This is a genomic window from Acidiphilium sp. PM (genome assembly GCF_000219295.1).
GTDB classification, from domain to species: Bacteria; Pseudomonadota; Alphaproteobacteria; order Acetobacterales; family Acetobacteraceae; genus Acidiphilium; species Acidiphilium multivorum.
On sequence record NZ_AFPR01000088.1, the window covers coordinates 1 to 23,627 of the forward strand.

Annotated in this window: 22 protein-coding genes, 2 tRNA genes and 1 pseudogene; 17 read left to right on the forward strand and 8 right to left on the reverse strand. The window is 59.9% G+C overall.

Annotation, left to right across the window (positions count from 1 at the left end; translation table 11 throughout):
• The first annotated feature begins 298 nt into the window (after nt 1–298).
• Nucleotides 299–808 carry an Lrp/AsnC family transcriptional regulator gene (locus tag APM_RS03835; RefSeq protein WP_007422040.1) on the forward strand — a complete coding sequence of 170 codons (510 nt, stop codon included), beginning with the start codon at nt 299–301 and terminating at the stop codon, nt 806–808.
• 22 nt (nt 809–830) lie between these two features.
• On the opposite strand, the gene moaB is transcribed toward APM_RS03835, so the two are convergent.
• Nucleotides 831–1,370 (reverse strand): molybdenum cofactor biosynthesis protein B, encoded by a 540-nt coding sequence (gene moaB / locus APM_RS03840; RefSeq protein ID WP_007422041.1) that lies wholly within the window; start codon nt 1,368–1,370, stop codon nt 831–833.
• Nucleotides 1,371–1,467: 97 nt separating this feature from the next.
• On the opposite strand from moaB, the gene APM_RS03845 reads away from it, so the two are divergent.
• The 4 genes from APM_RS03845 (at nt 1,468) to APM_RS03860 (ending at nt 4,065) form a co-directional block, all read left to right on the forward strand.
• Nucleotides 1,468–2,268, forward strand: a complete 801-nt coding sequence (locus APM_RS03845; RefSeq protein WP_007422042.1) for a DUF1295 domain-containing protein — start codon at nt 1,468–1,470, stop codon at nt 2,266–2,268.
• A 69-nt stretch (nt 2,269–2,337) separates the two neighbouring features.
• Entirely contained in the window at nt 2,338–3,363 is a 1,026-nt protein-coding gene (locus tag APM_RS03850) for a cyclopropane-fatty-acyl-phospholipid synthase family protein (protein ID WP_007422043.1), read from the forward strand.
• Nucleotides 3,363–3,929: a hypothetical protein gene (locus tag APM_RS03855; RefSeq protein WP_007422044.1), complete on the forward strand. Its 567-nt coding sequence runs from the start codon at nt 3,363–3,365 to the stop codon at nt 3,927–3,929. The genes APM_RS03850 and APM_RS03855 overlap by 1 nt, the downstream gene beginning before the upstream one ends.
• Before the next feature lie 61 nt (nt 3,930–3,990).
• Nucleotides 3,991–4,065: transfer RNA gene (locus APM_RS03860), tRNA-Val, on the forward strand.
• Between the two features lie 518 nt (nt 4,066–4,583).
• Here the strand turns inward: APM_RS03860 and APM_RS20215 are convergent.
• A pseudogene (locus APM_RS20215) lies at nt 4,584–5,155 on the reverse strand (transposase); the annotation flags it as partial.
• A 449-nt stretch (nt 5,156–5,604) separates the two neighbouring features.
• Complete coding sequence (locus APM_RS03870; protein ID WP_007422046.1) at nt 5,605–6,297, reverse strand: EAL domain-containing protein; 693 nt, start codon at nt 6,295–6,297, stop codon at nt 5,605–5,607.
• A gap of 342 nt (nt 6,298–6,639) precedes the next feature.
• Here APM_RS03870 and APM_RS03875 point away from each other — a divergent pair, with 342 nt between their 5' ends.
• The 6 genes from APM_RS03875 to APM_RS21325 all read left to right on the forward strand — a co-directional run bounded on the left by APM_RS03875 (nt 6,640) and on the right by APM_RS21325 (nt 13,574).
• On the forward strand, nt 6,640–7,011 hold the full coding sequence (locus APM_RS03875; RefSeq protein WP_035185750.1) for a helix-turn-helix transcriptional regulator: 372 nt from the start codon (nt 6,640–6,642) through the stop codon (nt 7,009–7,011).
• Nucleotides 7,008–7,430: an arsenate reductase (glutaredoxin) gene (gene arsC, locus APM_RS03880; protein ID WP_007422048.1), complete on the forward strand. Its 423-nt coding sequence runs from the start codon at nt 7,008–7,010 to the stop codon at nt 7,428–7,430. Before APM_RS03875 ends, arsC begins: the two co-directional genes overlap by 4 nt.
• A 30-nt stretch (nt 7,431–7,460) precedes the next feature.
• Nucleotides 7,461–8,777: an arsenic transporter gene (locus APM_RS03885; protein ID WP_007422049.1), complete on the forward strand. Its 1,317-nt coding sequence runs from the start codon at nt 7,461–7,463 to the stop codon at nt 8,775–8,777.
• 755 nt (nt 8,778–9,532) lie between these two features.
• Nucleotides 9,533–9,811: a helix-turn-helix domain-containing protein gene (locus APM_RS21320; protein WP_158004987.1), complete on the forward strand. Its 279-nt coding sequence runs from the start codon at nt 9,533–9,535 to the stop codon at nt 9,809–9,811.
• A gap of 158 nt (nt 9,812–9,969) precedes the next feature.
• Nucleotides 9,970–10,950, forward strand: a complete 981-nt coding sequence (locus APM_RS20220; protein ID WP_007422050.1) for a DNA-primase RepB domain-containing protein — start codon at nt 9,970–9,972, stop codon at nt 10,948–10,950.
• Nucleotides 10,947–13,574, forward strand: a complete 2,628-nt coding sequence (locus APM_RS21325) for a hypothetical protein (RefSeq protein WP_007422051.1) — start codon at nt 10,947–10,949, stop codon at nt 13,572–13,574. The genes APM_RS20220 and APM_RS21325 overlap by 4 nt, the downstream gene beginning before the upstream one ends.
• An 83-nt stretch (nt 13,575–13,657) precedes the next feature.
• Here APM_RS21325 and mobF read toward each other — a convergent pair whose 3' ends face one another.
• Entirely contained in the window at nt 13,658–16,543 is a 2,886-nt protein-coding gene (gene mobF, locus APM_RS03900) for a MobF family relaxase (protein ID WP_039887708.1), read from the reverse strand.
• Nucleotides 16,544–16,793: 250 nt separating this feature from the next.
• Here mobF and APM_RS03905 point away from each other — a divergent pair, with 250 nt between their 5' ends.
• The gene (locus APM_RS03905; protein WP_039887709.1) at nt 16,794–17,069 is read left to right on the forward strand and encodes a hypothetical protein; all 276 of its coding nucleotides are present in this window, start codon (nt 16,794–16,796) and stop codon (nt 17,067–17,069) included.
• A gap of 262 nt (nt 17,070–17,331) precedes the next feature.
• On the opposite strand, the gene APM_RS20225 is transcribed toward APM_RS03905, so the two are convergent.
• From APM_RS20225 to APM_RS03925, 3 genes are all read right to left on the reverse strand, one after another.
• Nucleotides 17,332–18,447, reverse strand: a complete 1,116-nt coding sequence (locus tag APM_RS20225; RefSeq protein WP_007422053.1) for a site-specific integrase — start codon at nt 18,445–18,447, stop codon at nt 17,332–17,334.
• 50 nt (nt 18,448–18,497) lie between these two features.
• Nucleotides 18,498–18,574, reverse strand: a tRNA-Arg gene (locus APM_RS03920).
• Nucleotides 18,575–18,609: 35 nt separating this feature from the next.
• Nucleotides 18,610–19,332 carry a response regulator transcription factor gene (locus tag APM_RS03925; protein WP_012040332.1) on the reverse strand — a complete coding sequence of 241 codons (723 nt, stop codon included), beginning with the start codon at nt 19,330–19,332 and terminating at the stop codon, nt 18,610–18,612.
• 218 nt (nt 19,333–19,550) lie between these two features.
• Here APM_RS03925 and ribA point away from each other — a divergent pair, with 218 nt between their 5' ends.
• Nucleotides 19,551–20,705, forward strand: a complete 1,155-nt coding sequence (gene ribA, locus APM_RS03930; RefSeq protein WP_012040333.1) for a GTP cyclohydrolase II — start codon at nt 19,551–19,553, stop codon at nt 20,703–20,705.
• An 8-nt stretch (nt 20,706–20,713) separates the two neighbouring features.
• Nucleotides 20,714–21,229: a L,D-transpeptidase gene (locus APM_RS03935; RefSeq protein WP_035185751.1), complete on the forward strand. Its 516-nt coding sequence runs from the start codon at nt 20,714–20,716 to the stop codon at nt 21,227–21,229.
• Here APM_RS03935 and APM_RS03940 read toward each other — a convergent pair.
• Nucleotides 21,223–21,546 carry a hypothetical protein gene (locus APM_RS03940; protein ID WP_240314173.1) on the reverse strand — a complete coding sequence of 108 codons (324 nt, stop codon included), beginning with the start codon at nt 21,544–21,546 and terminating at the stop codon, nt 21,223–21,225. The genes APM_RS03935 and APM_RS03940 overlap by 7 nt on opposite strands.
• A 225-nt stretch (nt 21,547–21,771) precedes the next feature.
• Here APM_RS03940 and APM_RS03945 point away from each other — a divergent pair, with 225 nt between their 5' ends.
• The 3 genes from APM_RS03945 to APM_RS03955 all read left to right on the forward strand — a co-directional run.
• Entirely contained in the window at nt 21,772–22,110 is a 339-nt protein-coding gene (locus APM_RS03945; protein WP_240314174.1) for a septum formation initiator family protein, read from the forward strand.
• A gap of 285 nt (nt 22,111–22,395) precedes the next feature.
• Nucleotides 22,396–23,355: a pyruvate dehydrogenase (acetyl-transferring) E1 component subunit alpha gene (gene pdhA / locus APM_RS03950; protein ID WP_007422058.1), complete on the forward strand. Its 960-nt coding sequence runs from the start codon at nt 22,396–22,398 to the stop codon at nt 23,353–23,355.
• 2 nt (nt 23,356–23,357) lie between these two features.
• A partial coding sequence (locus tag APM_RS03955; protein ID WP_007422059.1) for a biotin/lipoyl-containing protein occupies nt 23,358–23,627 on the forward strand: 270 nt, incomplete at its 3' end.

The following is a 23,627-nucleotide window of genomic DNA, read 5'->3' on the forward strand; positions in this document are numbered from 1 at the left end:
GACAGCCTCGGCGCTGGGATCGTCGGAGAACAGCAGCGCGCCCTCGGCCCCGGCCGCCCGCAGCGCGCGATAGCGGCGCAGCGCCAGCGTGCCGTTGCCGGCGACGGCGAGCGAGGTCAGACGAGGGTCGAGCGCGATCGGGATCATGGTGTCTCCTGCACGCCCGGAGTATAGGAACGCGGCCGGGGCAGGAAAACAGATTTCTCCTAAAACAGCGTTTTCGGCCTAAAATAAGTTTGATTTTCTGAATTATTCGGTTCATATGAAAAGCGAGTCTAAATTTGAAGGATAATTTGGAATGGCTGACAAAGCCCGGACCAGCCAGGCGGCCGCTGCCGCCGCGCCGGCCGCCGCCATCACGCTCGACAATATCGACCGCGCGATCCTCCGCCTGCTCGCGCGCGACGCCACCGTGCCGCTCGCCATCATGGCGAAGGAGGTCGGGCTTTCGGCCACGCCCTGCTGGAAGCGGGTCAAGCGGATGGAGGAGGCGGGCGTGATTCAGGGGCGGGTGGTCGCACTCTCGCCCGAGCGGCTGGGCTATCCGGTTTCGGTCTTCGTCTCGATCGAGACGGCGGATCACTCGGATGGCTGGATCGCCCGCTTCGCCGAGGTCGTCGCGACTATGCCCGAGATCGTCGGCGCCTGGCGGATGAGCGGGGATGTCGACTACCTGCTGCACGTCATGGCGCCGGACATCCCGTCCTACGACGCGTTCTACCGCCGGCTGATTGCCGCCGTGCCGCTGCGCAATGTCAGCTCGCGCTTCGCGATGGAGCGGATGAAATCCGGCCCGCCGCCGATCTGACCGGCGGGCGCGGGGCAGGCGCTCAGGCGGTCAGGTGTTCCTGCAACCGCGGCATCAGCTCGACGAGGTTGCACGGGCGGTGGCGGGAATCGAGCTGGAAGACGAGAATGTCGTCCCAGCCATCCTTCACCGCGCCGGTCGAGCCGGGCAGGGCGAAGAGATAGGTGCCGCCCGCCACCCCGCCGATCGCGCGGGACTGGATCGTCGAGGTGCCGATCTTCTGGTAGCTCAGCATGCGGAACAGCTCGCCGAAGCCTTCGATTTCCTTCTCCAGCACGCGGGAGAAGGCCTCCGGTGTCACATCCCGCCCGGTGATGCCGGTGCCGCCCGAGGTGATCACCACGTCGATCGCCGGATCGGCGATCCAGGCGCGCAGCTGGGCGGCAATGAGGTCGGCGTCGTCGCGCAGGATGGTGCGCGCGGCGAGGCTGTGGCCGGCGGCGATCACCCGCGCGGCCAGCGCGTCGCCCGACGTGTCGGTCTCCGCCGTCCGCGTGTCCGAGATGGTCATCACCGCGATGGCGACGGGAACGAATGGACGGGTTTCGTCGATGCGCGACATGGCGTGGCTCCTTCTGTCTGTCGCGTCATATAGCGATTCGGCGCCGGCCGCGCAGCCCGGCCCTTGACGAAGTGCGGGGCGGATGAATGTCTTGCTCATGGCATATCCAGCACTCGCGCTGACGCTTCTGCTCTTTCTCATGCTGGTGATGGCGGGCGCCTGGGCGGCGCAGCGCGCGACCCGCAATTCCGGCTGGGTCGACGTGTTCTGGACCTTCGGCACCGGCATTGCCGGGGCGGTCGGCGCTCTGGTCCCGCTCGGCACGGCGGCTCCGGCGCGGCGGCTGCTGGTGGCGGCGCTGGTGCTGGTCTGGGCCGGGCGGCTCGGCGGCTACATCCTGCGCCGCACCGCCGCCATCCGCCACGAGGATGCGCGCTATGCCCGGTTCCGCGCCGAATGGGGCGCGCGGTTCGAGCGGCGGATGTTCGGCTTGCTGATGATCCAGGCCGCGGTCGCCTGGCTGCTGGCGCTGGCGGTGACACTCGCGGCGAGCAACCCTTACCCGCTCGCCCCCGGCCTGACGCTGGCCGGGCTTGCCGTGTTTGCCGGATCGGTCGCCGGCGAAGGGCTGGCGGATAGGCAGATGCACGCCTTCCGCGCCGATCCCGCCAATCGCGGCAAGGTCTGCGCCCGCGGCCTGTGGGCGTGGTCGCGCCATCCGAACTATTTCTTCGAGATCATGGTCTGGCTCGCCTATCCGCTGATTGGGCTCGCCGGGCCGTGGTGGCCGGGCCTTGCCGGCCTCGCCGCGCCGCTGTTCATGTATTGGCTGCTGGCGAAGGTTTCGGGCGTGCCGCCGCTCGAACGCGAGATGCTGGCCTCGCGCGGCGACGCCTATCGCGATTACCAGGCCCGGGTCAGCCCGATCGTGCCGTGGCCGCCGCGGCGGCGCGGCTGAGTGCCGTGCATCCGCATGCCGCCCGGCGCCGTATCAACAACGGCCTGAACCCAGCTTCGGAGTGAACGCATGAACCTTGCCGCCACCATGGCCGGAATGGCCGAGCGCCTGCCGATCCCCGACGCGCTGACCCGCCGCGGCATCGCCGGGCTGGTCGGCCGGACCGACCGCAAGCTCGCGGTGCTGACGGCGGATGCCGAGCGCGCCTTCGCGCGCGAGATGGCCCGCCTGCCGATCGCCCTGCACACCGATGCGGCAAATGCACAGCACTACGAGGTGCCGGCGGCGTTCTTCGGCCATGTGCTGGGAGAGCGGCGTAAATATTCCTGCTGCTTCTTCGCTTCTCCCACGGTGTCGCTCGGGCAGGCCGAAATCGACGCGCTGGAACGCACCTGTGACCACGCCGCGCTTGCCGATGGCCAGTCCATTCTCGAGCTTGGCTGCGGCTGGGGCTCGCTCAGCCTGTTCATGGCGGAGCGCTACCCTGCGGCGTCCATCACCGCTGTGTCGAACTCCGCCTCGCAGCGCGCGCATATCGAGGCCGAGGCCGCCCGCCTTGGCCTTGCCAATCTGCGCGTCATCACCGCGGACATGAACGAATTCACCCCGGAGCGGAGATTCGACCGCGTCGTTTCGGTCGAGATGTTCGAGCACATGTCCAACTGGCAGGGCCTGCTCGGGCGCATCCGTCACTGGCTTGCTCCGGGCGGGGCGCTGTTCCTGCATGTCTTCTCGCATCGCTCCGGCGCCTACCGCTTCGATCATGACGATCCGGCGGACTGGATCGCGCAGCATTTCTTCACCGGCGGCATCATGCCGAGCCACGGGCTGATCGGCCAGTTTTCCGACCTGTTCGCGGTCGAGGCCGACTGGCGCTGGAACGGCACGCACTATGCCCGCACCGCGCGGTGCTGGCTTGAGAATTACGACCGCAATGCCGGGCCGATCGGCGCGATCCTGCGCAGCGTCTATGGCACGGAGGCGGGTGTGTGGAAGCGGCGCTGGCGGCTGTTCTTCCTCGCCACCGAAGGGCTGTTCGGGCACGCTGGTGGCGAGTCCTGGGGGGTCAGCCATTACCGGCTGCGCCCGGTCTGATGCGTGCCGCCGCCCGCGCCCTTGCCGGCTTCGTCGCGCATGAGGACGGGCTGACCGCGACCTGCAATACCATCGCCCTCGTGCTGGCGAGCAACACGCCGTTCTATCCGCTCTATCTATGGGCCGTGCTCGGGCGGAATACTGGCCCCTTTGTCCTGCTGACCCTAGCCTCGCTGCCCTTCTGGCTCGCGGTGCCGCTGCTCGCCCGGCGCAGCGGCTATGCCGCGCGGGCTTTGCTCTGCACGGTGGGAACACTGAACACCGCATGGTGCACTCATGTGCTCGGCTTCTCCTCCGGGGTGGCGCTGTTCCTCATTCCGTGCGTGATGCTGGCGACTCTCGGCTTTCACCAGGCCGAACGGCGGACGATGTTCGCCCTCGCCGCGCTGCCCTTCCTTGCCTATGCCGCGCTGCGCCTCGCACCGATGCCGCCGATCGCGACCTACCCGGCGTCCGTTGCCGCCTCGCTCGCGACGCTGAATGGCTTCAGCGTTGCCTGCCTGACATTTTTCCTCGGAATCGCCTTCGCAGCCGTCCGCCCCTCGGCGCCGGCGGCGCGGGGCTGAGCCGGGCCGACCGCCTGGCCTCTTGCCTTCGCCGCGCCGCGCCGCTAGAGACATGCCGACCGGGTGCGTAGCTCAGCGGGAGAGCATCGCCTTCACACGGCGGGGGTCACAGGTTCAATCCCTGTCGCACCCACCAGATTTTCCAAACAAATCTATGATTTAGAGGATGGTCTGGCCCGGTCCAATCAATTTTCCTGATTTTGCGCCCCGATTTTTCCTGCTTAATCGCGGCTACAAGCTGCTATGGCGGCGAGACGGCTCTGATGTCTCAGTGATTTGAACGCGAGGGCAACCCGATCGGCTTGCATGGCAGGGTTGGACATTCCGGATGAGCCGGGAAGCCGCAGCATGAGCGCGGAGTGTTGAGGCAGAGATTGGGAAAAGCTCTTTGTTGATCAGCGGCAGGCTAGCAGACCACATTCGGCGTGTTTCTCGTCCGAGATCAGCGGGACCTCTCAACAGAATTCAACAGAGCTTAGCGCCAGTCGGGCGATAAGCCCCGAAGGCGGCGGTCAACGGTGGCCGGTCGCTCGTCTTGCCACTCTCGACCTAACGGGCTGCTGCAAGAGGTCTGTGAGAGGAACGCCGTCCTAGGTGGGTTCGGCCTGGTGAGGCATTTTCCACTCGGGTGCGGTTCGAGTGCTTTCTTCCGGCTCAGGTACCGAGCGGTTTCGGCAGCCTTGGCAGATTGCAGGCCACCATCGCCAAAGTGAAGCGGGCCCGCACGTGCTTGATGCCGCATACATGGTCTGCGCCATGCCGCCGACTGTCTTGGTCCAGCCGAAGGGGGCCTCGATCTTCGTCCGGCGTCACTGCGATTTCGCTAGCCCGGGTGCCGGGTGGTTCTGCCATCGATGGCGGAGCGCCGAGACTTCCGGGCGGCATGCGGCGTGACCACCATCTGGCGCAGATCAGCGGTGAAGTCGGCGCTGTCGTAGCCGCTGTCAGCCGGCCGCGTCAGGCGCCGGGTCGATCCGGACGAATGCCTGTGAAGCATCTGCTGTGCGGCCCGACATGCGGCGTGGCCACCGCCCTGCGTCAGGTCGGCCTGCACGATCAGGCTGGAGCGGTTCTCCATCAGGCTATGCCCCAATGAAGCACAGCATGGCCCCTGCGCCGGGTGACGTCTTGAACAGGCGGGCGTCGGGATCGATCGTCGAAGCACGGGTCGCGCTGGAGTGTCGTTCGCCGCGGAAATCGGCTTCGGCATTGCGGTTGCGGCGTGGGGCGGGTCATCGGTCGCAGCGGATGCCGCGCCGGGATGCGCTCCTCAAGATCGACGTAGATCAACAGCGATCACGTCACCTCGTCCGATCGGCGCATTGCCACCTCCGTCCTCGCAGTGGCGTTGGTGCATCATGTTCTGCAGCCGGCCTCGAGGCGGGGACTCTTCAGCGCCTTGTCAAGGGGAACGGCTGAACTTGTATGGGCGCAGTAGGGGTCATTGTATGGGAATTGTGGAACTGAATCAGTATAAACTGATCGATTTCAGTGATTTGGTCGAACCGTTTAGATGCGGATGAAATATGCGATAAATCTGGGTACTGGGCGTTATTGTTGTGATTGCATTCGAAAATCTCGGATTTTGATGCATTACTTCATGACAGGTCAGCAAAAAATCCCACCTTGGCATGATTGCTGAAAAATCCAACAATGAGATGGGTGATCGCTGCGATCAGTTCGCCCACGTAGGTGTTGGCAAGCTGCGAAAGCCTGGCTTCGCGAAAAGATAGCCTTGCATGAGCGTAATCCCGAGATCGTTCAACGCCGAGCATTCGCCAAGCGTTTCGATGCCTTCGGCAACGACGGTGATCCCCATTTCCCGGCACATCGCAGCGCAATGGCTGACGATGCTCCTGCGCCTCTTGTCTGACTCGATGCCGCGGATCAGTTCCATATCGAGCTTCACCAGATCCGGGCGGAATTTGGCGAGTAGATTGAGATTGGAATATCCCGACCCAAAATCATCAATCGCCGTGCGGAAGCCCATAGCTGCGTATTCCGCCACGATATCGGCCAAATGATCGGGCGCGCTCAACAATTCTCCCTCGTTAATCTCGAAGATAAGCTTTCTGGTTGGAAATCTGGTCCGGGCGGCAGCTTGCAGAGTCGTGCGAATGCACGCTCGGGGCTCATAGACTGCATTGGGCAGAAAATTGATCGAGAGATCGCAAGAACTATCGCCGAGCCCAAGAGCGGCGGCGGTTTCAATCGCCGTCACTCGACATGCTTGGTCAAAAGCATAGAGTTCCGACTGGCCGATGGTTTCCAATATACTCCCAGCCGACTCTCCGGCGGGGCCGCGCACCAAAGCCTCATAGGCGAACACTGATCGTGCCGCGACATCGATGATTGGCTGAAATGCCATGGCGAGCGGCCTGTCGAATTGCCCCTGTCGACAGCCTGCACATGAGCTTGTGTCTCTGAGGCGCGCTTTTATCAGCCCCATTATCGCGTCGCCATTATTGATACATCCTCAAGTAGATGCTTTCGCGAGATACAAATTAAGCATCCAAAAGAATGCAACCAATTATTTAACGATCGCCTAAAATATATATCACCGTTTCTCGACGTCGCTGATGGTTCAGTCAATCGTGCGGGCAAGGCATGCGTCGCATCGTCAATGAGCAGTCTCGGGCCAGCGTTTCGCCGTCCCTTGACGCCGACGGCGCCATCACCTTATCAATATGATAATTCGACAATTCCGGAAATGACGATGAACGGACCGCCGGCAATCGACGCATCCTGGACCGTCGCGGCGCTTGCCGCTCTGGCGCACGAGCACCGTCTCGCCGCCTATCGCTTCCTGGTCGAGGCAGGACCGGCTGGCCTGCCGGCGGGCGAGATCGCCGAGCGGCTCGGCCTCGCGGCGTCATCCCTCACATTCCATATCCAGGCCCTGACCCGCGCCGGGCTGATCACCCAGCGGCGCGCCAGCCGCCATGTGATATACGCTGCCGATTTCACCGCCATGAACGGCCTGGTCGCCTATCTCGTGCGCAATTGCTGCGGCCACGCGGCCGCCCCCGCGCCGGCCTGTGAACTGGGGCGGTCCGCAACAAAACAAGGATCAGACACATGACCGTCACGATCTACCACAACCCTGCCTGCGGCACGTCGCGCAACGTCCTCGGCCTGATCCGCAATGCGGGGCTCGAGCCGGTGGTGATCGAATATCTGAAAACCCCGCCCTCGCGCGAGGAGTTGCGCGGCCTGATCGCGCGGATGGGCGTGCCCGTTCGCGCCGTGCTACGCGAGAAGGGCACGCCCTATGCCGAGCTCGGTCTCGATGATGAAACGCTGACCGACAATGCACTGCTCGACGCGATGATGGCCCACCCGATCCTCATCAACCGGCCGATCGTCGTCACCGAGCGCGCCGTCCGCCTCTGCCGCCCCTCCGAAACCGTGCTCGACATCCTGCCCACTCCCCAGCAGGGCGCCTTCACCAAGGAAGACGGGCAGCAGGTGGTCGACGACGCCGGCCGCCGCCTGCCCTGACCCACCCGCCCGTCACCCGGAAGACCCTCCATGCTCGCCTTCGCGATCTTCATCGCCACACTCGCGCTCGTCATCTGGCAGCCTCGCGGCCTCGGCATTGGCTGGAGCGCGATGGCCGGGGCGGCGGTCGATCTCGCCCTCGGCATCGTCCACTGGCGGAATATCCCCACCGTCTGGCACATCGTCTGGAACGCGACCTTCACCTTCGTCGCGCTGATCGTCGTTTCGCTGCTGCTGGACGAGGCCGGTTTCTTCCGTTGGGCGGCGCTGCATGTCGCGCGCTGGGGCCGTGGGCGCGGACGCCTGCTGCTGCCGCTGGTTGTGCTGTTCGGCTTCGCGATCGCCGCGGTCTTCGCCAATGACGGCGCCGCACTGCTGCTGACGCCGATCGTCATGGCCATTCTCGCCAGCCTCGAATTTCCCCCCGCCGCGGCGCTCGCCTTCATCATCGCGACAGGCTTCGTCGCCGACACGACGAGCCTGCCGCTGGTCATCTCCAACCTCGTCAACATCGTCAGCGCCAATTTCTTCGGCATCGGCTTCACTCGCTACGCCCTGGTGATGGTACCGGTCGATCTCGTCGCCCTCGCGGCGACCCTCGGCGTGCTGATGCTGCGCTACGGCACCGTCGCCAGCCGGCATTATGATGTGGACGACCTCGAAGCCCCAGCGCACGCAATCCGCGACCATGTCGTCTTCCGCGCTGCCTGGCCGGTGCTCGCCCTCCTGTTCGTGGCCTATTTCGTCACCGCGCCGCTCGGCGTACCGGTTTCCTATGTGACAATCGCCGGCGCGATCGCGATGCTGGCCCTCGCCGCGCGCTGGCCTGGCGGCGGCGGCGGCGTGATCGATATCGGGCGCGTGCTGCGCGGCGCGCCGTGGCAAGTGGTGATCTTCAGCCTCGGCATGTATCTGGTCGTCTACGGGCTGCGCAACGCCGGGCTGACTGACCAGCTCGCCTCACTGCTGCGGATCTTTGCCGCGCACGGCATCTGGGTTGCGTCGCTCGGCACCGGCATTCTCGCCGCCCTACTTTCCTCGGTCATGAACAACATGCCGAGCGTGCTGGTCGGCGCGCTGGCGATCTCCCATGTCCATCCCCCCACCGCCATCCGCGATGCGATGGTCTATGCAAATGTCATCGGCTGCGATCTCGGCCCCAAGCTCACCCCGATCGGCAGCCTGGCGACGCTGCTCTGGCTGCACGTACTCGCCGGCAAGGGCGTGCGGATCGGCTGGGGGCAATACATGCGTGTCGGCCTGCTGATTACCCCGCCGGTACTGCTGGTCACGCTCGCCGCGCTTGCGCTCTGGCTTCCCATGCTAGGATCCTCCGGCCACGGATGAGGACGCCCCTTCCCCTTCGATTACCGCGCGCCTGCCGGCAGCCAGGCGAACCTCGATATGACTCGCGCAGATCACCGATTCCGACCAGCAAACGCAGCCGAAATAATAGGTCAGACGTCGTTTCTCGATGTAGGAACACAACGCCATGATGGCTTTCCACAGGTGGCACAAACGTGTGTCACATGTGTGGGGCGATATTAAGTAACATCAGCACATTCAATGAGTTGTGAAGCGTGGCGTCCCCGGCGGGATTCGAACCCACGGCCCCAGGATTAGGAATCCCATTTTGGGGTAGATACCACCTTGATGAATTTCAACAAAACATTGTTTTTGCTATGTTTTATCATATCTGAATCGAACCAGAGTGAACGAGAATGCACCAGAATGAAAAGTCGAGTGGAGCGGATTTGGAGCGGAGATCGGCATCCCTGAACATCTGTGCATAGCGGTGAAAATATCTATTGACACCGATGAGCAATGTCACAACCTCGGGTTTGTCGGGCGCGATCATGCAGCGCGCGGCTAGCCGCCAGGACGCAAGGCGGGACAAAAAAATAGATGAAGCGGTTATCTTGGCGAAGATGATCAAAAGATTTTTTGGTTGAGCAATAGATGATGTTTTGACCGGTGTGTGCCGGTCCTGCTTGCAAGACGTACCGCTTATGACGGCATGGCGTCAAAGGTGGGAAGGCAAGCTGACGAGGCCGGGCGGAGCCATACCCCTTCCGCAATTCCTCTGGCTACAGGAGTTGCGCATGTCCGCCGCACTCGATGATTTTGAACTTGAACCACTTTTGACAAAAGCTGACGTCGCACGTCTGCTGAAAGTCACCCCCCGCACGATCAACAATATGATAGTGCGCGGGATTGCTGGCCGCCCCCCGCTCAAGCCTGTGATGACAGGCTCAATTTTACGCTTCGACCCTGCTCACGTCCGAGCATGGCTGGCAGCATCACCAGATCCGACAGAGACTAAAGAGCCGGTAAAGCAGCGCGGTAGGCCGAAAAAATATCGCCCCGGAAAAGCGGCATAAAGAAAGTCCCGGCTGCTGGGAAAGCAACCGGGACGGGGTAATCGCTAAACGCTAAATCCGGAAAGCCCTTGGCAGAACTTCTCCGACTTAAATAGCGATTTCCCCTTTTCCGATCAAGCTTTTCCATAGCACCGGGCCTCAGAAAAATGAGGCTCCAAATGACAAAAATATACGATCTCAAAGCCGCTTTCAGCCGTTTCCACACGGGCATGCAAGCTGATGGCTATAGCGTCACGCTGCGTGACCCAGGTAGCGCCAGCGGCTTTAATATCGCAAAAAGGGCCGGTCTGCCTGACATCATCGCGCCGGGCGATGTGATCGACGTGCTTCTCCGATACGGCTTCTCAGCCATGTCTCAGGGTTGGTCGCCCATAGCGCGCCCCAGATCATCATCTAGGACTATTTTTCAGCTTGATGATCTTCCTACCGGCTCCATAGAGATGATGACCGCTGAGGGCTGGCGGCCTTGCTATACTCAACAAACTAGCCCCTCAAAATTCCAAGCCGCGCTGGCTGTCGATCATGTCGATGATGTGATCAGGCTTGAGGTCAGGCGTCGTTTGATCGGTATTTTTCATGCTGATCCCGGTGCAACCGGCGCTTACCGTCTGCCCGGTTTCCAGAACGCCAAGCCAAAATATCGGGCTGATGACGGGTCATATCCTCGTGTGACCCCCCTTTCTTGGAGCGGGGAGACATGCCCAAAAACCGCCTTACTGGTTGAGCAGGTCATGGCTGAAATAGCCGAAAAGGCTGCTGTATCGGTCAGACATGTCGATCTCGATCCAGACGACATCGCCACGCTGGATGACCTTGCGGCGGCATGGCAGCGCCTAGAACATCACGCTTACCGTGCTTATGGTCCTTTGTGGAAATCTGAGCACGATTGGCTGATGTCGATCATGCTTCGCTATTTCGGCGCTGTCGAAGATGAAGTGCGCGAAGCGCTCACTTATCTATCCCCACGCCATGATCTTCGGTCAAAAAATGAAAGCGGCTTTGAGCGGGCCGCTGCCATAACTGCCGATAGGGCTTTCAGTGAAGCCGGCGATGAAGCTTTAGAATCCCTTGAGCGGTTTCAGTGGCTGTGGGAGCGGGATTTTCACGATAATAAAAAAATGTCGGCGGGTGGATCATGAGCGCCGTCATCATGTCCAGGTTCGGCAACCGCCCCTTACCACCACCAAAAAATAGGGCGTATAGGCCGACTGGCAGGCTTCGTCGTTTACCGATAGAGACGATGCCAGTCGAAAAGGCGTCATCAAGAATTGGCTGGATTTTGCGTCAATACATGACGGCATTTTCTGAAAGACAGGCCGAAATCCTCGCCCAGCGGGCTGATAAAAATCGGCGCGGGCGTATCGTCAGGACGCCATTGCCGCCCATGGCAGCGCAGATCACAACCGGGACTGGAAAGACCGCAGCCATCCGCAGGATGATCCCGCTGGCGGTAGAAAAAGGTCTCGGTATTGCCGTGGTCTGCCGTGATCACGAGCAAATCGGAGCCTATGCCGAGAGCGTGCCGGGCTTGCTGCACTACCATGGTCGTTCGCCGGAAAATCCTGAAAAAGCCCAGCGTGATCAACAACCGTGGACGTGCTGGAAGCATGGCCTCGTGGCTGGCATCTCGGAAATGCACCACCTGCCGCAGCCGACCGTATGCCGCAGCCATTGCGAGCACGGCATGAGACGCGCTCTTGATCGGCTAGGCGGTGATATTTTTAATGCCGAAAAAAATGAAAAGCGCGAAAAAATAAAAGGCTGGTTCAAGTCTCACAAAATTGCCGAGCACGAGATAAAAAATATCAAGCCGTGTATGTGGCTTGATCACCAAGAAGCCGCGCTGCGTGCACAAGTAATAGGTCTACCAGCGCAGAGTTTCAGCGACACCATGGCGACTTGGAACAGGGGATTCGATAATCTCGAACGATTGGTGATTATCGATGAGAGCGTGCCGCTGGGCGAACAGATTTCCGTGTCGCTGAAAAGCATTGCTGCTTGGCGCGATGCTGCCGCTGAAAGACTTCCACAGCTTCATGCAATACAATCGCCTGACTTGAGCGATAAAGATGCGGCACAGCTTGCCGCAGAAATAGACGGCATGTCGATAGCTATCGAGATGTGCGAAGCGCTTGCGGGATACCTGGGGGATGCAACCGGCAAAGGCGGCACGCGGGCTGTGCCGACATGGCTGCGCGATCAGATGAAAGAGATAAGAAACAAGACGCAGGGCGCTTGGCAGGGCGGCACAGCGCCGTGGGAAAAACCTGCTTGGGATGGTCTGACGCCAAAAACGGTGCCGTATCGTGCTGCATCGGCTATTCTTCATACACTGAGCCATGGCGGCGGCTTTGTAGCTGATGGTGAACTGCATGTGGTGGCTCTGACGCAGGTAGGCGAGTGGATAGCTGATGGGAATCCCGGCATTTTGCTGGATGCCACCCTGCCGCTGGAAACCCGGTCGATCATCGAAGCTGTCGGCGGACATATCGAAGAGATACACGTCAAACAAAATATAACCGTAAAAAGATATCCTAATACCTTATTCGGTCGTGGCCGCTCCGAGGCTAAAAGCAGTAAACAGGAAGATCACGAGTCGAGGTCGATAAGTAGAATCGTTGAAATAGCAAATAATATTGTCGATGATATACTAAAAGAAAATCGGGCTATGCGTGCTATCATTACGCATAAACCTTGGCGTGAGGATATTGAGCAAAACGAAAATTATACCAAAAAGCTGATATCTTATTCAGCCGAGATCGGCCATTTTGGACTCGATGATAGAGCACATGACAATTGGAGCGGGCGTCACCTTGCCATCATCGGCGGGCCGATTCTGTCGCCGTCTGGCTGGCGCACCGAATATTCGACCGCTCGGCTGACGGCGATCCGTGCCGGCGCTGATCCTGAAAAATGGCCGCACTGGCCGACCGGGGATGACGCAAGCGAAAAAAATGTCTGGATCGATGAGGGCGCGGGCTTTGATGTGAAGTGTCATGCTCCGCTACCATCTGACGGGCATATTCGATCATGGGTGCTTTCCCGCTATCGCGAGACAATCGTCCAGGCGATAGGCCGGACTCGTGCTGTTCGCCATGAAGGCGAGCCACTGACGGTAGAGATATGGGGTGGGTTGCCTGTCGATCTTTCAGATTTTGGGATCGATGAGATTACTTACCATGACAACCCTTGGCGCTGGACTGTGGACAGCTACAACGAAAAGGAAAAGGAAGCCGCCGATAAACGGTTCGAAAAAGTGCTTCTCATCATACTGCAAAGTGGCAGGAAGCCGACGCAAAGGCTTATGCAAGCTGAGATGCGCAGGCTGAATATGCCCGCTATGTCAGCGCGTGCCGTGCTCGAACGTCTGAGGGAATATTGGAAAAATATCCTTGGGGTGGCGGCTCTTGATGAGCATCGGCCTGCGGCCCCAGAGCCACTGCCCGACCCCCCGCCGAGTCTGCTTCCCCCTCCCTATAGGGATATATATAGGGAGGGGGAAGCAAGCTTTGAGAATGTCGACCAGACAAAGCAACAGGCGGGGCGTGACAGCCATCTAGCGGTCAGCCCGGAGCCGGAGCGGGTCGAAAAGCCGGTCGAGGCTGAAAAGCCAGCGGGGGCCGAGGAGTTTGAAGGGGATGAAAGCCAATGGACTGATGAAAAATGGAATCGGTTTTTTGACTTTATCATACATTTAGATTCTCCATATGATAAAAATAATAAAAAAATATCTCCTGCTAAAAATAAAAATCGGCGGAGATAAAAATATATATGATAAAATAAACCGGATAAATTTTATCAGGCTTATTTAATTTTACCCTATTATTTTTTATCGATTTTATTTTCTCAAAGCGAAGGCCCGAGGTCTATTTCTCGACCGAACCCCCGCGATTGTTTTATTTTTATTTTTGGTCGAGCCATAACCGGCTTCGTCGCCTGCACCGGCTCCTGTGTCTGTGCCGGATGCCCTGTCGCATCCGCGCCCTGAGCCTCTTGCTGACTTGTCGCCGGCGATGGCTGGCGGGCTTGTGCGATAAACCGGCTCGCGACAGCACTTGGTCGACCCATATTCGTGTGCTGCCCCCCCGCCTGTTGCTTTATCAGATCAGCCTGTTTCACAGGCGGCTGAATCTCTGTCGGTTTGATGCCTATGACGTCTAAGGCGTTCCTTGGCTCATCTTGCCGAGCCAAGCTTCGGCTTAATTGCTCAAGAATTTGGTCGTCAGTGCGCTTATCTTCTTTTTCCTGCTCGATCAGCCCGTCCCGCCTGCCGACGCCCAACTCGCTATCGCCAAAATCCTTGATGGCTTCTTTCGGCACGAAAATTTGCAAGTCGTCCCTGTGCCTCGTCGCGGCTACATAAGCCGCTCTACTCGTCTCAGCGGTGGGCATCCATAATGTCCTGCTCCACGTCGAACCTTGACTCGACATATCGGTCAAACAAAAAGCATGTTGCATTGCTGGCGCGGTCCCTTTCGGACCAGCTTTCGCCAGGTCAGCCAAGGTTGTGTGATATGTTTTTCCATCATCGGTGGTCAGCGTGATCTTTTTTCCAGCGACCTCCACACGGTCAAAAATCGTCCCATTCTCGACCCGGTTGCCGCCGATTTCCAAAGCTGAACCACAAATCAGCCTGTCACCAGTAGCAAGAGCAAGTTTGACTGGTTTTGCCCCTTTGCCCCTTGGTATAGCAGTAATAAAAACATCCGGTCCGGTCACGAGGCCCATGTCCCGCGCCGTATCGCGAAGAATCTCGTTGATAAAGGTTACATCTTTATTCGTCGCTGCCAGCGCGACCGCATCGCCATTTGCGTCTTTATATGCCATAGCTAATTCAGCGACCGTGTTTATTTTTGTGTCTTCTATTTTTATTTTGCCGTGACTTTTATATGCCGTCAGCATTTTATCCATATCGCCTGCCTGAGCGGCCATGCTAGCCTGCCGCATCCAGTCGATTCTCTGCCTGCGGATCGTCCTGATCTCGCTGGCGGGGTTGGCCTTTGCGACAAGATCGAGCGGATCACCGGCCCGGACGGCACTCATCTGGCGTGTATCACCCACAAGTATAATCTTGGCTCCACTATCTCTTGTCAAAGAAAAGAGTTCAGCCGCTTGATCGCGGTGCATTTTCCCGGCTTCATCGATAAGTATAACAGTATCTCGACTGACCGTTATATTTCCTTTTTTCAAACCGGTTATTATTTTATCGACCGAATATTTTTCCTGATTTTCCAGTTCTTTTGCCAGCACGCCGGCTGCTCGCCATTCTGGACTTGCCAAAATTAGCCTTTTACCATCTGTTTCACATGCGCGCTTGATGCCAGCCGAAGCTGTGGTTTTACCGACGCCGGCACCGCCTTGCGTTGCAACAATACCTCCACCTGAAATCATAGCTTGCAAAGCGGCCTCCTGCTCATCCGATAGTCTGCTATCAGATAAAGCCGCTGCCACGGCTTCCACGCTGAAAAAGCTTTTTTCGGCGCTGCGCTCTTTTGTGATTCCGACGATTTTCTGCTCGGCTTCGATGATCTCTCTCGATGTCATAAGCTTCTTGCCATCGCGTTCGATCTGAATGAGATCACCACGCTCTATAAGCCCGTCGATCATCTTAGCTTCATCGCCGCCACTCGTGATGCCCGTGCCATGGCGTATCGCTGCTTCGGCAAGCTGATCACGACGCCACCATGATCTACTCTCAGACATCTCTTTGAGTGCTGCGGTCATGGCTTTTGAGCGACCCGCGATCTCTTGCTCATCGGTCCTTTTGATCGGCTCTTTATCGAGCCTTGCCCATTCCGGATCATATTTTTCCCCAGGCATCGACCCTTGCGTCATAGCGATCATGAGGTCTCTGTCGTGGCCCCACTTTTCGCTCAGCCAACGCTCTTCCAGCTTGGCAATGTCCTGCAGATCAGACTTCTTTTGGCGTGTCTGCAAAGCGATCATCTGCGCGAGCGCGGCATTATCTTTCGTCTCGATCCCTCGTTCTGCTGCCGCTGCAACAATCTGCTTCCGACGCTTTGACCACAGGTCGATCAGGTCATCAGGTTGGCCGACGATTTTGAAACCATGTTCAGGTGACGGTTCGACTTGCACTCCGAGGCGTTCAAGCCTGCGCGCAAGCTGGCGCGTATACATCGCATCCATCAGCTTTCTGGCTTCTAAAATACGTTCATTATTCACCGCACCAACCGTGCCATCAGCCCTCTGTGCGACGTTCATTATGACCACATGCGCGTGTAATTGGGGGTCTCCTTCGCGTGTCGTGCGATGCATAAAAATAGCTGCAACCGGTGCTGCAACTGCCTCGCGCTGCTTACCGCCTTTACCGCGCCTTGCTTCGATCATCCCGGTGTCGTTGATGATCTCTAAAGCGTACCTGACACTTTCCTCGACAAGTTTTTCTAGCTTCGCCCGCCCTTCATCATCAGACACAGCCCACAAGGCGGACAACGCTTTCGGCGTGCTGAAGCTGTAATCAGTGGCGACCCTGGCATCTGCGGCCCTCTGCCCCGGTAGGGTTCGGCCAGTCGCGGTGTCTCGATATGACGCCAGCCTTTCCAAAGCGAGAGGGTCGACTACGGCACCGTCAACAGCTTGCCAGCCTGCCGGCGACCACCATTTGCCGGGCGGCTCGCCCGACGCATCGGCGTAATAGCCAAGCTGCTTATCTGGCTTGCGCGACGAATCCAGGTAGTAAGTGACAGAAGATATATGGCGATAGCTGATCATAGCTGACAAACAATCATAGTTGGCTGACAGTCATTATATAGTAAACATTCGCATGTAGGGCAGCCAAAATCACGGTAGGTGCGTCATGCGTGAGAAAAAAATATGAGAAATGTGGTGCCACAACAGAAAAGTAGGCCGCCCGGCCTAGAGGGCAATCAGATAATGATGATTTTAGCCCATATGTTGATTGCCTTGCGCGCTAAGCCGCGCGTTCACTATATAATAAAGAGACTTAAAAGGAGTTCTGACTATGAGTGATAATATGACCCAGACAGATATCTCGGCAGCCATGGCTTTACTGGATGAAAAGCTGAAAAATACGCAACCAAAAAGGCGGGGGCGCAAGCAATTGCTCGCACCGTATGCCGATCAGCTTCGGCGGTATGTCGCGGCTGGCTGGTCGCGCAAAGAGATTGTCGCTGAAATGCGCGCAATGGGCATCTCGATCAGCGCGGGTACGCTCAGGAATGTGCTGGGCGAAAAGAGTGTGAAAAGGACGATTAGAACAGAGAAAATCACTAGCTGAAGCGGGCTTACCCAGTCCCGTAGTCAACCTTCAGGGCTGCCTCTGCTTGGCGACCACGAAAATCCACCAACCTATTCAAGCGCCTAGGCTTCGCCGTATCTCGCGCAGTTGGTGCCGATAAGGGCCTTCTGCAGAAATTCGAGGGAATATCCACGGGAGGTTTCAGTTTGACCATCGCGGCTACATTTTGGATTATGACAGGGCTGATTATGTCTACCCTTTCGATCGAATTAGCCGGCCATTATTTCTCAATTCCTAGACTCTAGCTTACCCCTCGCCTTGCTCCACCGACGCGCTCGACCAGCCGCCCGGCGCGCAGGTGAGTGTAAGTCCGCAGCATCTGTACCGATTTGTGGCCGCTAATTGACATGATCTCCATATCTGTCAGGTCGGTATGCTCGAACAACCGTGATATTGCTTCGTGCCGAAGGTCATGAAAATGCAGGTCGCTGATCCCGGCCCGCGCAGTTGCACGGATCATCCTGCGTTTAATGGCCTCCGGTGTCATGCCAAAAATCGGCGTGTCTCGGTCACGACCTTCTAAGCTGACCAGCAGATCGTGCATTTCAGGTGATAGCGGCAGAGTCCGAGGCTCTCCGTTTTTGGTGTCACGCAGCGTTGCGATCCTACGGTTCAGGTCGACATCCCGCCACGTCAGCCCGGCTATCTCAGACTGCCGGGCGCATGTGCCGAGAGCGAAGCGAATGACGGCTCGAAAATCGTGGCTGCTGGCGGCTAATAGTCGCGCCTCTTCATCATCTTGTAGCCGCCTTGTCCTATGGCCTGCAATTTTTGGTCGGTTCTGTGCTGCTCTGGTCGGACACATAGCAGCGGGTCGCCGCATGGCCTTAGCCCATGACCGCTGGATGATAGAAAGATATTGCGCGATGGTCCTGCCTGCGTATTCGGCTTCTTCCAAACCGTCAATCAGAGATTCAATATGATCAACATCAAGACGGCTTACGCCGATATCAACAATCCTGCCGCGAAGGGGCTGGCCTCCGGCCTTGGTGCCAAGGTCGATAACAAATCTCTTGAGCCGGTTGATACGGGCTTCTTCGACATCAAAGTGTTTCAGATCATCCCGCTTTGCCGCCGCCCAAGCGTCGATAGCATCACCCATGGTCATGCCGGCTGAGCGGTCCCGCTGGAAGGCTCCCCGTTTCATGTCGGTCTCGACTTCGGCAATCCAGCGGCGGGCCTCCGCCTTCGTCGCAAAAGTACGAAATTGGGCCGGTTGGCCTTTCAGCCGCACCTTGGCCTGAAAGCCTCCAGATGGTCGTTCGACGATTGAACCCACGATATCCGCTCCACGAAAATGGAGCCTTATTGGAGCGGATTTGGAGCGGAAAATCAAGAAAATTGCTTTTTCGACCATCTGCCGGAGGCTAGGTGATCACTAAGTCTTTGTTTTATCAGTCTTTAATTTGGCGTCCCCGGCGGGATTCGAACCCACGGCCCCAGGATTAGGAATCCTGTGCTCTATCCGGCTGAGCTACGGAGACAACCTGTTCTTATATAGTTCAAACCGGCTACAACGTCACGCCGCGTCGCTCACCGGTTGGTTGAGGCGGTATCCACCGCCCTCGGTGATCAGCAGTCGGGCATGGGCTGGCTCGGGCTCGATCTTCTGGCGCAGCCGGTAGACATGCGTCTCCAGGGTATGAGTGGTGACAGCGGCGTTGTAGCCCCACACCTCGTTCAGCAGGACCTGTCTGCCAACCGATTTCCCGCCCGCGCGGTAGAGGAATTTCAGGATTGCAGCCTCCTTGTCGGTCAGGCGAATCCGTCTGTTCTGTGAGGGTTCGTGCAGCAACTTCATCGCGGGGCGGAATGTGTACGGCCCGATCTGGAGGACTGCGTCCTCGCTGCTTTCAAAGTTGCGGAGATGAGCGCGCAGCCGGGCCATCAGCTCAGCGAGGCGGAAAGGCTTGGCGACATAGTCGTTCGCCCCTGAATCGAGCCCTCGCACCACATCCTGCTCAGCTGCGGACCCGGTCAGCATGATGATCGGAACCTTGATTCCCTCCTCACGCAACCGTGCGCAGAAGCTGCGCCCGTCGCCGTCGGGCAGGCTTACGTCAAGGATGATGGCATCAAACCGTTGCTCGGCCGAAGCAATCATTCGTTCGGCTTCAACAATCGAGCCGGCCTCGCTCGGCGCGAACTCGTCTTCAGCCCGCAATTGCTCGCAGAGCGTCGAACGCAATGCCAGATCATCATCGACGACCAGGATCGGGTGAACGTTCGCCATGTATCCCATTTCCTCGAATTCTCCGTTCCAAGCCCGGCACTGCTGCCGCACCAGGGAGTTTGCCGCTCTTTCCTATAGTTCAAAAGGTCCGATTCGCAGACCTTTCATTATAAATCTTCCATGATCTCGCTCACATGCGCGTGAAAACGCCGCAATCTTCGTGCAATGTCGGAAAATGGCCGGCGATATGGCGCAACAGACGGGTTCCATCTTATATCTGCACGACCATGAACTCATTGCCAGTCCAGGGTCAGAAGAGCACGAACGCCGACGCGTCCGGAACCTTGCCACCGCTTGATCCGGTGCGCACCCGCGCGGTGCATAGGGCCGTCGGCGACGCGCGGCGGGGCGTGCCGGTCGTGCTGGCCGGGCAGCATCCGCTGATCGTCGTCCCGGCCGAGACAGTGGGTGCCGAAGGGCTCCACCTCATCGACCGCCTGGGAAGTTCCGGCGCCATGCTGTTGCTGGCCCCGTCGCGGGCGGCCGCCGTGTTGCAGGAACCGCTTGATGAGACTCTCCCGGCGATTGCGCTCGGCCTGACCCGCCCGCTGATCGATGTCGCCACACTCCGCCGCCTTGCGGATCCAACCCTTGAGCAGATCATGCCAGGCTTCCGCCGTGTTGCGCCGCCACCGCTGGCCGAGGCGGCGCTGGCGCTGGGCAAGCAGGCGCGGCTGTTGCCGGCGATGATCACGGCGCCGGTCCGTCCGGGCTGGGCGTCGCTGCCTCTTGGTGGCGGCCTGCTGGCGGTGCCTGCCGCCGACCTGCTGGCTTACAATCGGAATGTCGCGGCAACCCTTCACCGCGTGGCGGAAGTCGCGGTGCCGCTGGACGACGCGCCGGACGCCCGACTCGTGGCGTTTCGCGCACTCGATCAGGGTATCGAGCACATGGCGATCCTGGTCGGCGACCCGTCGGCGCAGGCCGCGCCGCTGGTGAGGATCCATTCCGAATGTTTCACCGGCGATCTGCTGGGCTCGCTGCGCTGCGACTGCGGCCCCCAGCTCAAGGGGGCCATTCGTCGCATGGCGCAGGAAGGCGGCGGTGTCGTCCTCTATCTCGCGCAAGAGGGGCGCGGAATCGGGCTGATCAACAAGTTGCGCGCTTACACGTTGCAGGATCGCGGTCTCGATACCGTCGATGCCAACCGGGCGCTTGGCTGGGGGGCGGACGAACGCAACTTCCACATCGCTGCCGCGATGCTGGCGGCATTGGGGCTCGACCACATCCGCCTGCTGACGAACAATCCCGAAAAGACGGCCGGCCTCGCCGCGTGTGGCGTGGATGTCGTCGAGCGGGTGCCGCATGTGATCGCGCCGAACGGCGTCAACGACCTGTATCTTGCGACCAAGGCCCGCCGGTTCGGCCACCTGCTGGACTAGATGCGCCAGTGACGTCGACAGGCAACGCGCGGACGGCGCAATTACGCGAGGGGGGGCCGATTACGCTGGCGGCCGCCGGGCTGACATTCCGTGTCGCCATCGGCAAAGGGGGCGTCTCTGACAGGAAGCGCGAAGGAGACGGCACGACGCCAGCCGGCCTCCTCGTGCTGCGGCGCGTGCTGTACCGCGCCGATCGGATCTCACCGCCGGCGTGCGCGGTGCCGCGCGAGCCCCTGTCTCCCGACGATGGCTGGTGCGACGACCCCCAGCATCCTGACTACAACCGGATGGTCCGCCTGCCGCATGAGGGCCGGCAAGAACGTCTCTGGCGCGCCGACGCCGTCTACGATCTGGTCGGCGTGCTCGGCTGGAACGACAACCCGGTGGTCCGCGGTTCTGGGTCGGCGATCTTCCTGCATGTGGCGCGCCCGGATTATGCGCCGACCGATGGTTGCATCGCTCTCGCCCTGCCCGACCTTCTGGCGTTGCTGAAGGCCGGGCTTGAGGCGATCATGGTTCAGTGACCGAGAGGGATGTTTACCCCGAAGGAGACGCTGGGCGGGCCGACGTAGACCGGCGGCGGCGGGGCATAGTAGACGGGCGGCGGCGGATAATACGCCGGCGGAGGCGCATAGCCGTAGACATAGCCGCGGTGCCAGCCTCCATCGTCATCGTCATGGCGCCATCCGTGATGCCAGCCATGGTGCTCCCAGTGATCGTGTCCCCAGGGTGGGTCGGCGAAGGCGGTTGCCCCCGTTGCCACTAGGCCAATTCCGGCGGCGAGCAGGACCGAGACAACCCGGCCGATTCGGCCTGTCGCTTTTCTGCTGCGTTCCGACATCTTCAAATCTCCTGCATTCGTCGTTGGTCCGTTACAGACGACCCCATGATGGCATCGAAAGGGCGGCTTTCGGTGCGAATTGTGGCTTACAAAAGTTTCACCCGGCGTCCGCATGCCAAAAGCACTTGCGAAACCCCCCATGGGCCGGGCATGCAGGGGCGTGACACATCCGAAGACGTTTTCCGAAGCATGGAGCCAGCCGTGAAACGGCGCTTGAGAGCGTTGGTGCTGCCCGTTCTCTTCCTCGTGGTGACGGCGTATTTCGTTTTCAATGCCATCAATGGTTCGCGCGGGATCATCGCCCAGCGCCACGACCAAGCCGTTCTTGTGAAGGACCGGCAGTCATTGACCGATGTGACGGCCCGGCGCGACCGCTGGCAGGCCCGGGTCGATGCCCTGCATCATCACGCTATCGCGCCGGACATGCTCAACGAACAGGCGCGAGCCGTGCTCAATCTTGCTGATCCCGACGATCTCGCCGTGCCGCTCCATCCGGCCCCGGCCCCGGCGTCGTCCGCGCCTACGGCACCAACGCCTGCGGCGCCGGGCCGTCCCCACTCCTGAAGCCGCGTCTGGAGCAAGGCGGGTTTCCCGAGATTCCGGCGAATCCTGGCACGAAATAGGGCTTTCGTCGTGCTGATCAGGGCCTTAACCAATTTTTGGTTAACATGAATATTGCATTGCACCATCATTGTTTTTTTGTTTTCCCGCTTGCGTCGTGCCCCCGTTCCGACGCATTGGAAAGAGATCAACCGACGGAGGGGGATCATCGTGGCCAGCCGTACAAGATCGACGGGCGGGAAAGCCCAGCCAGCCTCACGCAAGCGCAGCAGCCAGAAACAGCAATCCATGGACAGGGACGAGCTTCTGGCCGCCTACGAAAAGATGCTGCTGATCCGCCGTTTCGAGGAAAAGGCCGGCCAGCTCTACGGCATGGGGCTGATCGGCGGGTTCTGCCATCTCTATATCGGGCAGGAAGCGGTGGTGACCGGCATGCAGCTGGCGATCGAGCCGGGCGACCAGGTCATCACCTCCTATCGCGATCACGGCCACATGATCGCCTGCGACATGGACCCGAAAGGCGTCATGGCCGAGCTGACCGGCCGGGCCGGCGGCTATTCCAAGGGCAAGGGCGGCTCGATGCACATGTTCTCGAAGGAGAAGGGCTTCTTCGGCGGGCACGGCATCGTCGGCGCGCAGGTCTCGCTCGGCACCGGCCTTGCGTTCGCCAATCACTATCGCGGCAATGACCGCGTCTGCCTGACTTATTTCGGCGAGGGCGCCTCGAACCAGGGCCAGGTGTTCGAGAGCTTCAACCTCGCGGCGCTGATGAAGCTGCCGGTGATCTTCATCATCGAGAACAACCGCTATGGCATGGGCACCAGCGTCGAGCGCGCGTCGGCCTCGCGCGATCTCAGCCTGAACGGCGCGCCCTGGAGCATTCCGGGCCTGCAGGTGGACGGGATGGACGTTCAGGCCGTCAAGGAAGCGGGCGAGCAGGCGGTCGCGCATTGCCGGGCGGGGAACGGGCCGTTCCTGCTGGAGATGAAGACCTATCGCTATCGCGGCCACTCGATGTCCGACCCCGCGAAATACCGCACCCGCGAGGAGGTGCAGAAGATGCGGACCGAGCACGATTGCATCGATCTCGCCCGCAAGGCGCTGGAGGCGATGGGGGTGAGCGACGAGATGTTCAAGGCGATCGACGACGACATCAAGAAGCGGGTGCAGGACGCGGCCGATTTCGCGCAGCAGAGCCCCGAACCCGATGAATCCGAACTCTGGACCGATGTGCTGGTGGAGGGCTGAGCATGACCACGGACGTTCTGATGCCCGCGCTCTCGCCGACGATGACCGAGGGCAAGCTGGCCAAATGGCTCAAGAAGGTCGGCGACCGGGTCAAGGCCGGCGATGTTCTCGCCGAGATCGAGACCGACAAGGCGACGATGGAGGTCGAGGCGGTCGACGAGGGCGAGCTGCTGCGAATCCTGGTCGATGAGGGGACTGAAAACGTCGCGGTGAACACGCCGATCGCGGTGCTCGGCGCGCATGGCGAAAAGGCGGAGTCCCCTTCCGCCGCC

Coding starts and splice junctions, on each gene's coding strand:
- APM_RS03835 (WP_007422040.1), top strand. CDS start 299: ATGGCTGACAAAGCCCGGACCAGCCAGGCGGCCGCTGCCGCCGCGCCG.
- moaB (WP_007422041.1), bottom strand. CDS start 1,370: ATGTCGCGCATCGACGAAACCCGTCCATTCGTTCCCGTCGCCATCGCG.
- APM_RS03845 (WP_007422042.1), top strand. CDS start 1,468: ATGGCATATCCAGCACTCGCGCTGACGCTTCTGCTCTTTCTCATGCTG.
- APM_RS03850 (WP_007422043.1), top strand. CDS start 2,338: ATGAACCTTGCCGCCACCATGGCCGGAATGGCCGAGCGCCTGCCGATC.
- APM_RS03855 (WP_007422044.1), top strand. CDS start 3,363: ATGCGTGCCGCCGCCCGCGCCCTTGCCGGCTTCGTCGCGCATGAGGAC.
- APM_RS03870 (WP_007422046.1), bottom strand. CDS start 6,297: ATGGCATTTCAGCCAATCATCGATGTCGCGGCACGATCAGTGTTCGCC.
- APM_RS03875 (WP_035185750.1), top strand. CDS start 6,640: ATGACGATGAACGGACCGCCGGCAATCGACGCATCCTGGACCGTCGCG.
- arsC (WP_007422048.1), top strand. CDS start 7,008: ATGACCGTCACGATCTACCACAACCCTGCCTGCGGCACGTCGCGCAAC.
- APM_RS03885 (WP_007422049.1), top strand. CDS start 7,461: ATGCTCGCCTTCGCGATCTTCATCGCCACACTCGCGCTCGTCATCTGG.
- APM_RS21320 (WP_158004987.1), top strand. CDS start 9,533: ATGTCCGCCGCACTCGATGATTTTGAACTTGAACCACTTTTGACAAAA.
- APM_RS20220 (WP_007422050.1), top strand. CDS start 9,970: ATGACAAAAATATACGATCTCAAAGCCGCTTTCAGCCGTTTCCACACG.
- APM_RS21325 (WP_007422051.1), top strand. CDS start 10,947: ATGAGCGCCGTCATCATGTCCAGGTTCGGCAACCGCCCCTTACCACCA.
- mobF (WP_039887708.1), bottom strand. CDS start 16,543: ATGATCAGCTATCGCCATATATCTTCTGTCACTTACTACCTGGATTCG.
- APM_RS03905 (WP_039887709.1), top strand. CDS start 16,794: ATGAGTGATAATATGACCCAGACAGATATCTCGGCAGCCATGGCTTTA.
- APM_RS20225 (WP_007422053.1), bottom strand. CDS start 18,447: ATGGTCGAAAAAGCAATTTTCTTGATTTTCCGCTCCAAATCCGCTCCA.
- APM_RS03925 (WP_012040332.1), bottom strand. CDS start 19,332: ATGGGATACATGGCGAACGTTCACCCGATCCTGGTCGTCGATGATGAT.
- ribA (WP_012040333.1), top strand. CDS start 19,551: ATGAACTCATTGCCAGTCCAGGGTCAGAAGAGCACGAACGCCGACGCG.
- APM_RS03940 (WP_240314173.1), bottom strand. CDS start 21,546: ATGTCGGAACGCAGCAGAAAAGCGACAGGCCGAATCGGCCGGGTTGTC.
- pdhA (WP_007422058.1), top strand. CDS start 22,396: ATGGACAGGGACGAGCTTCTGGCCGCCTACGAAAAGATGCTGCTGATC.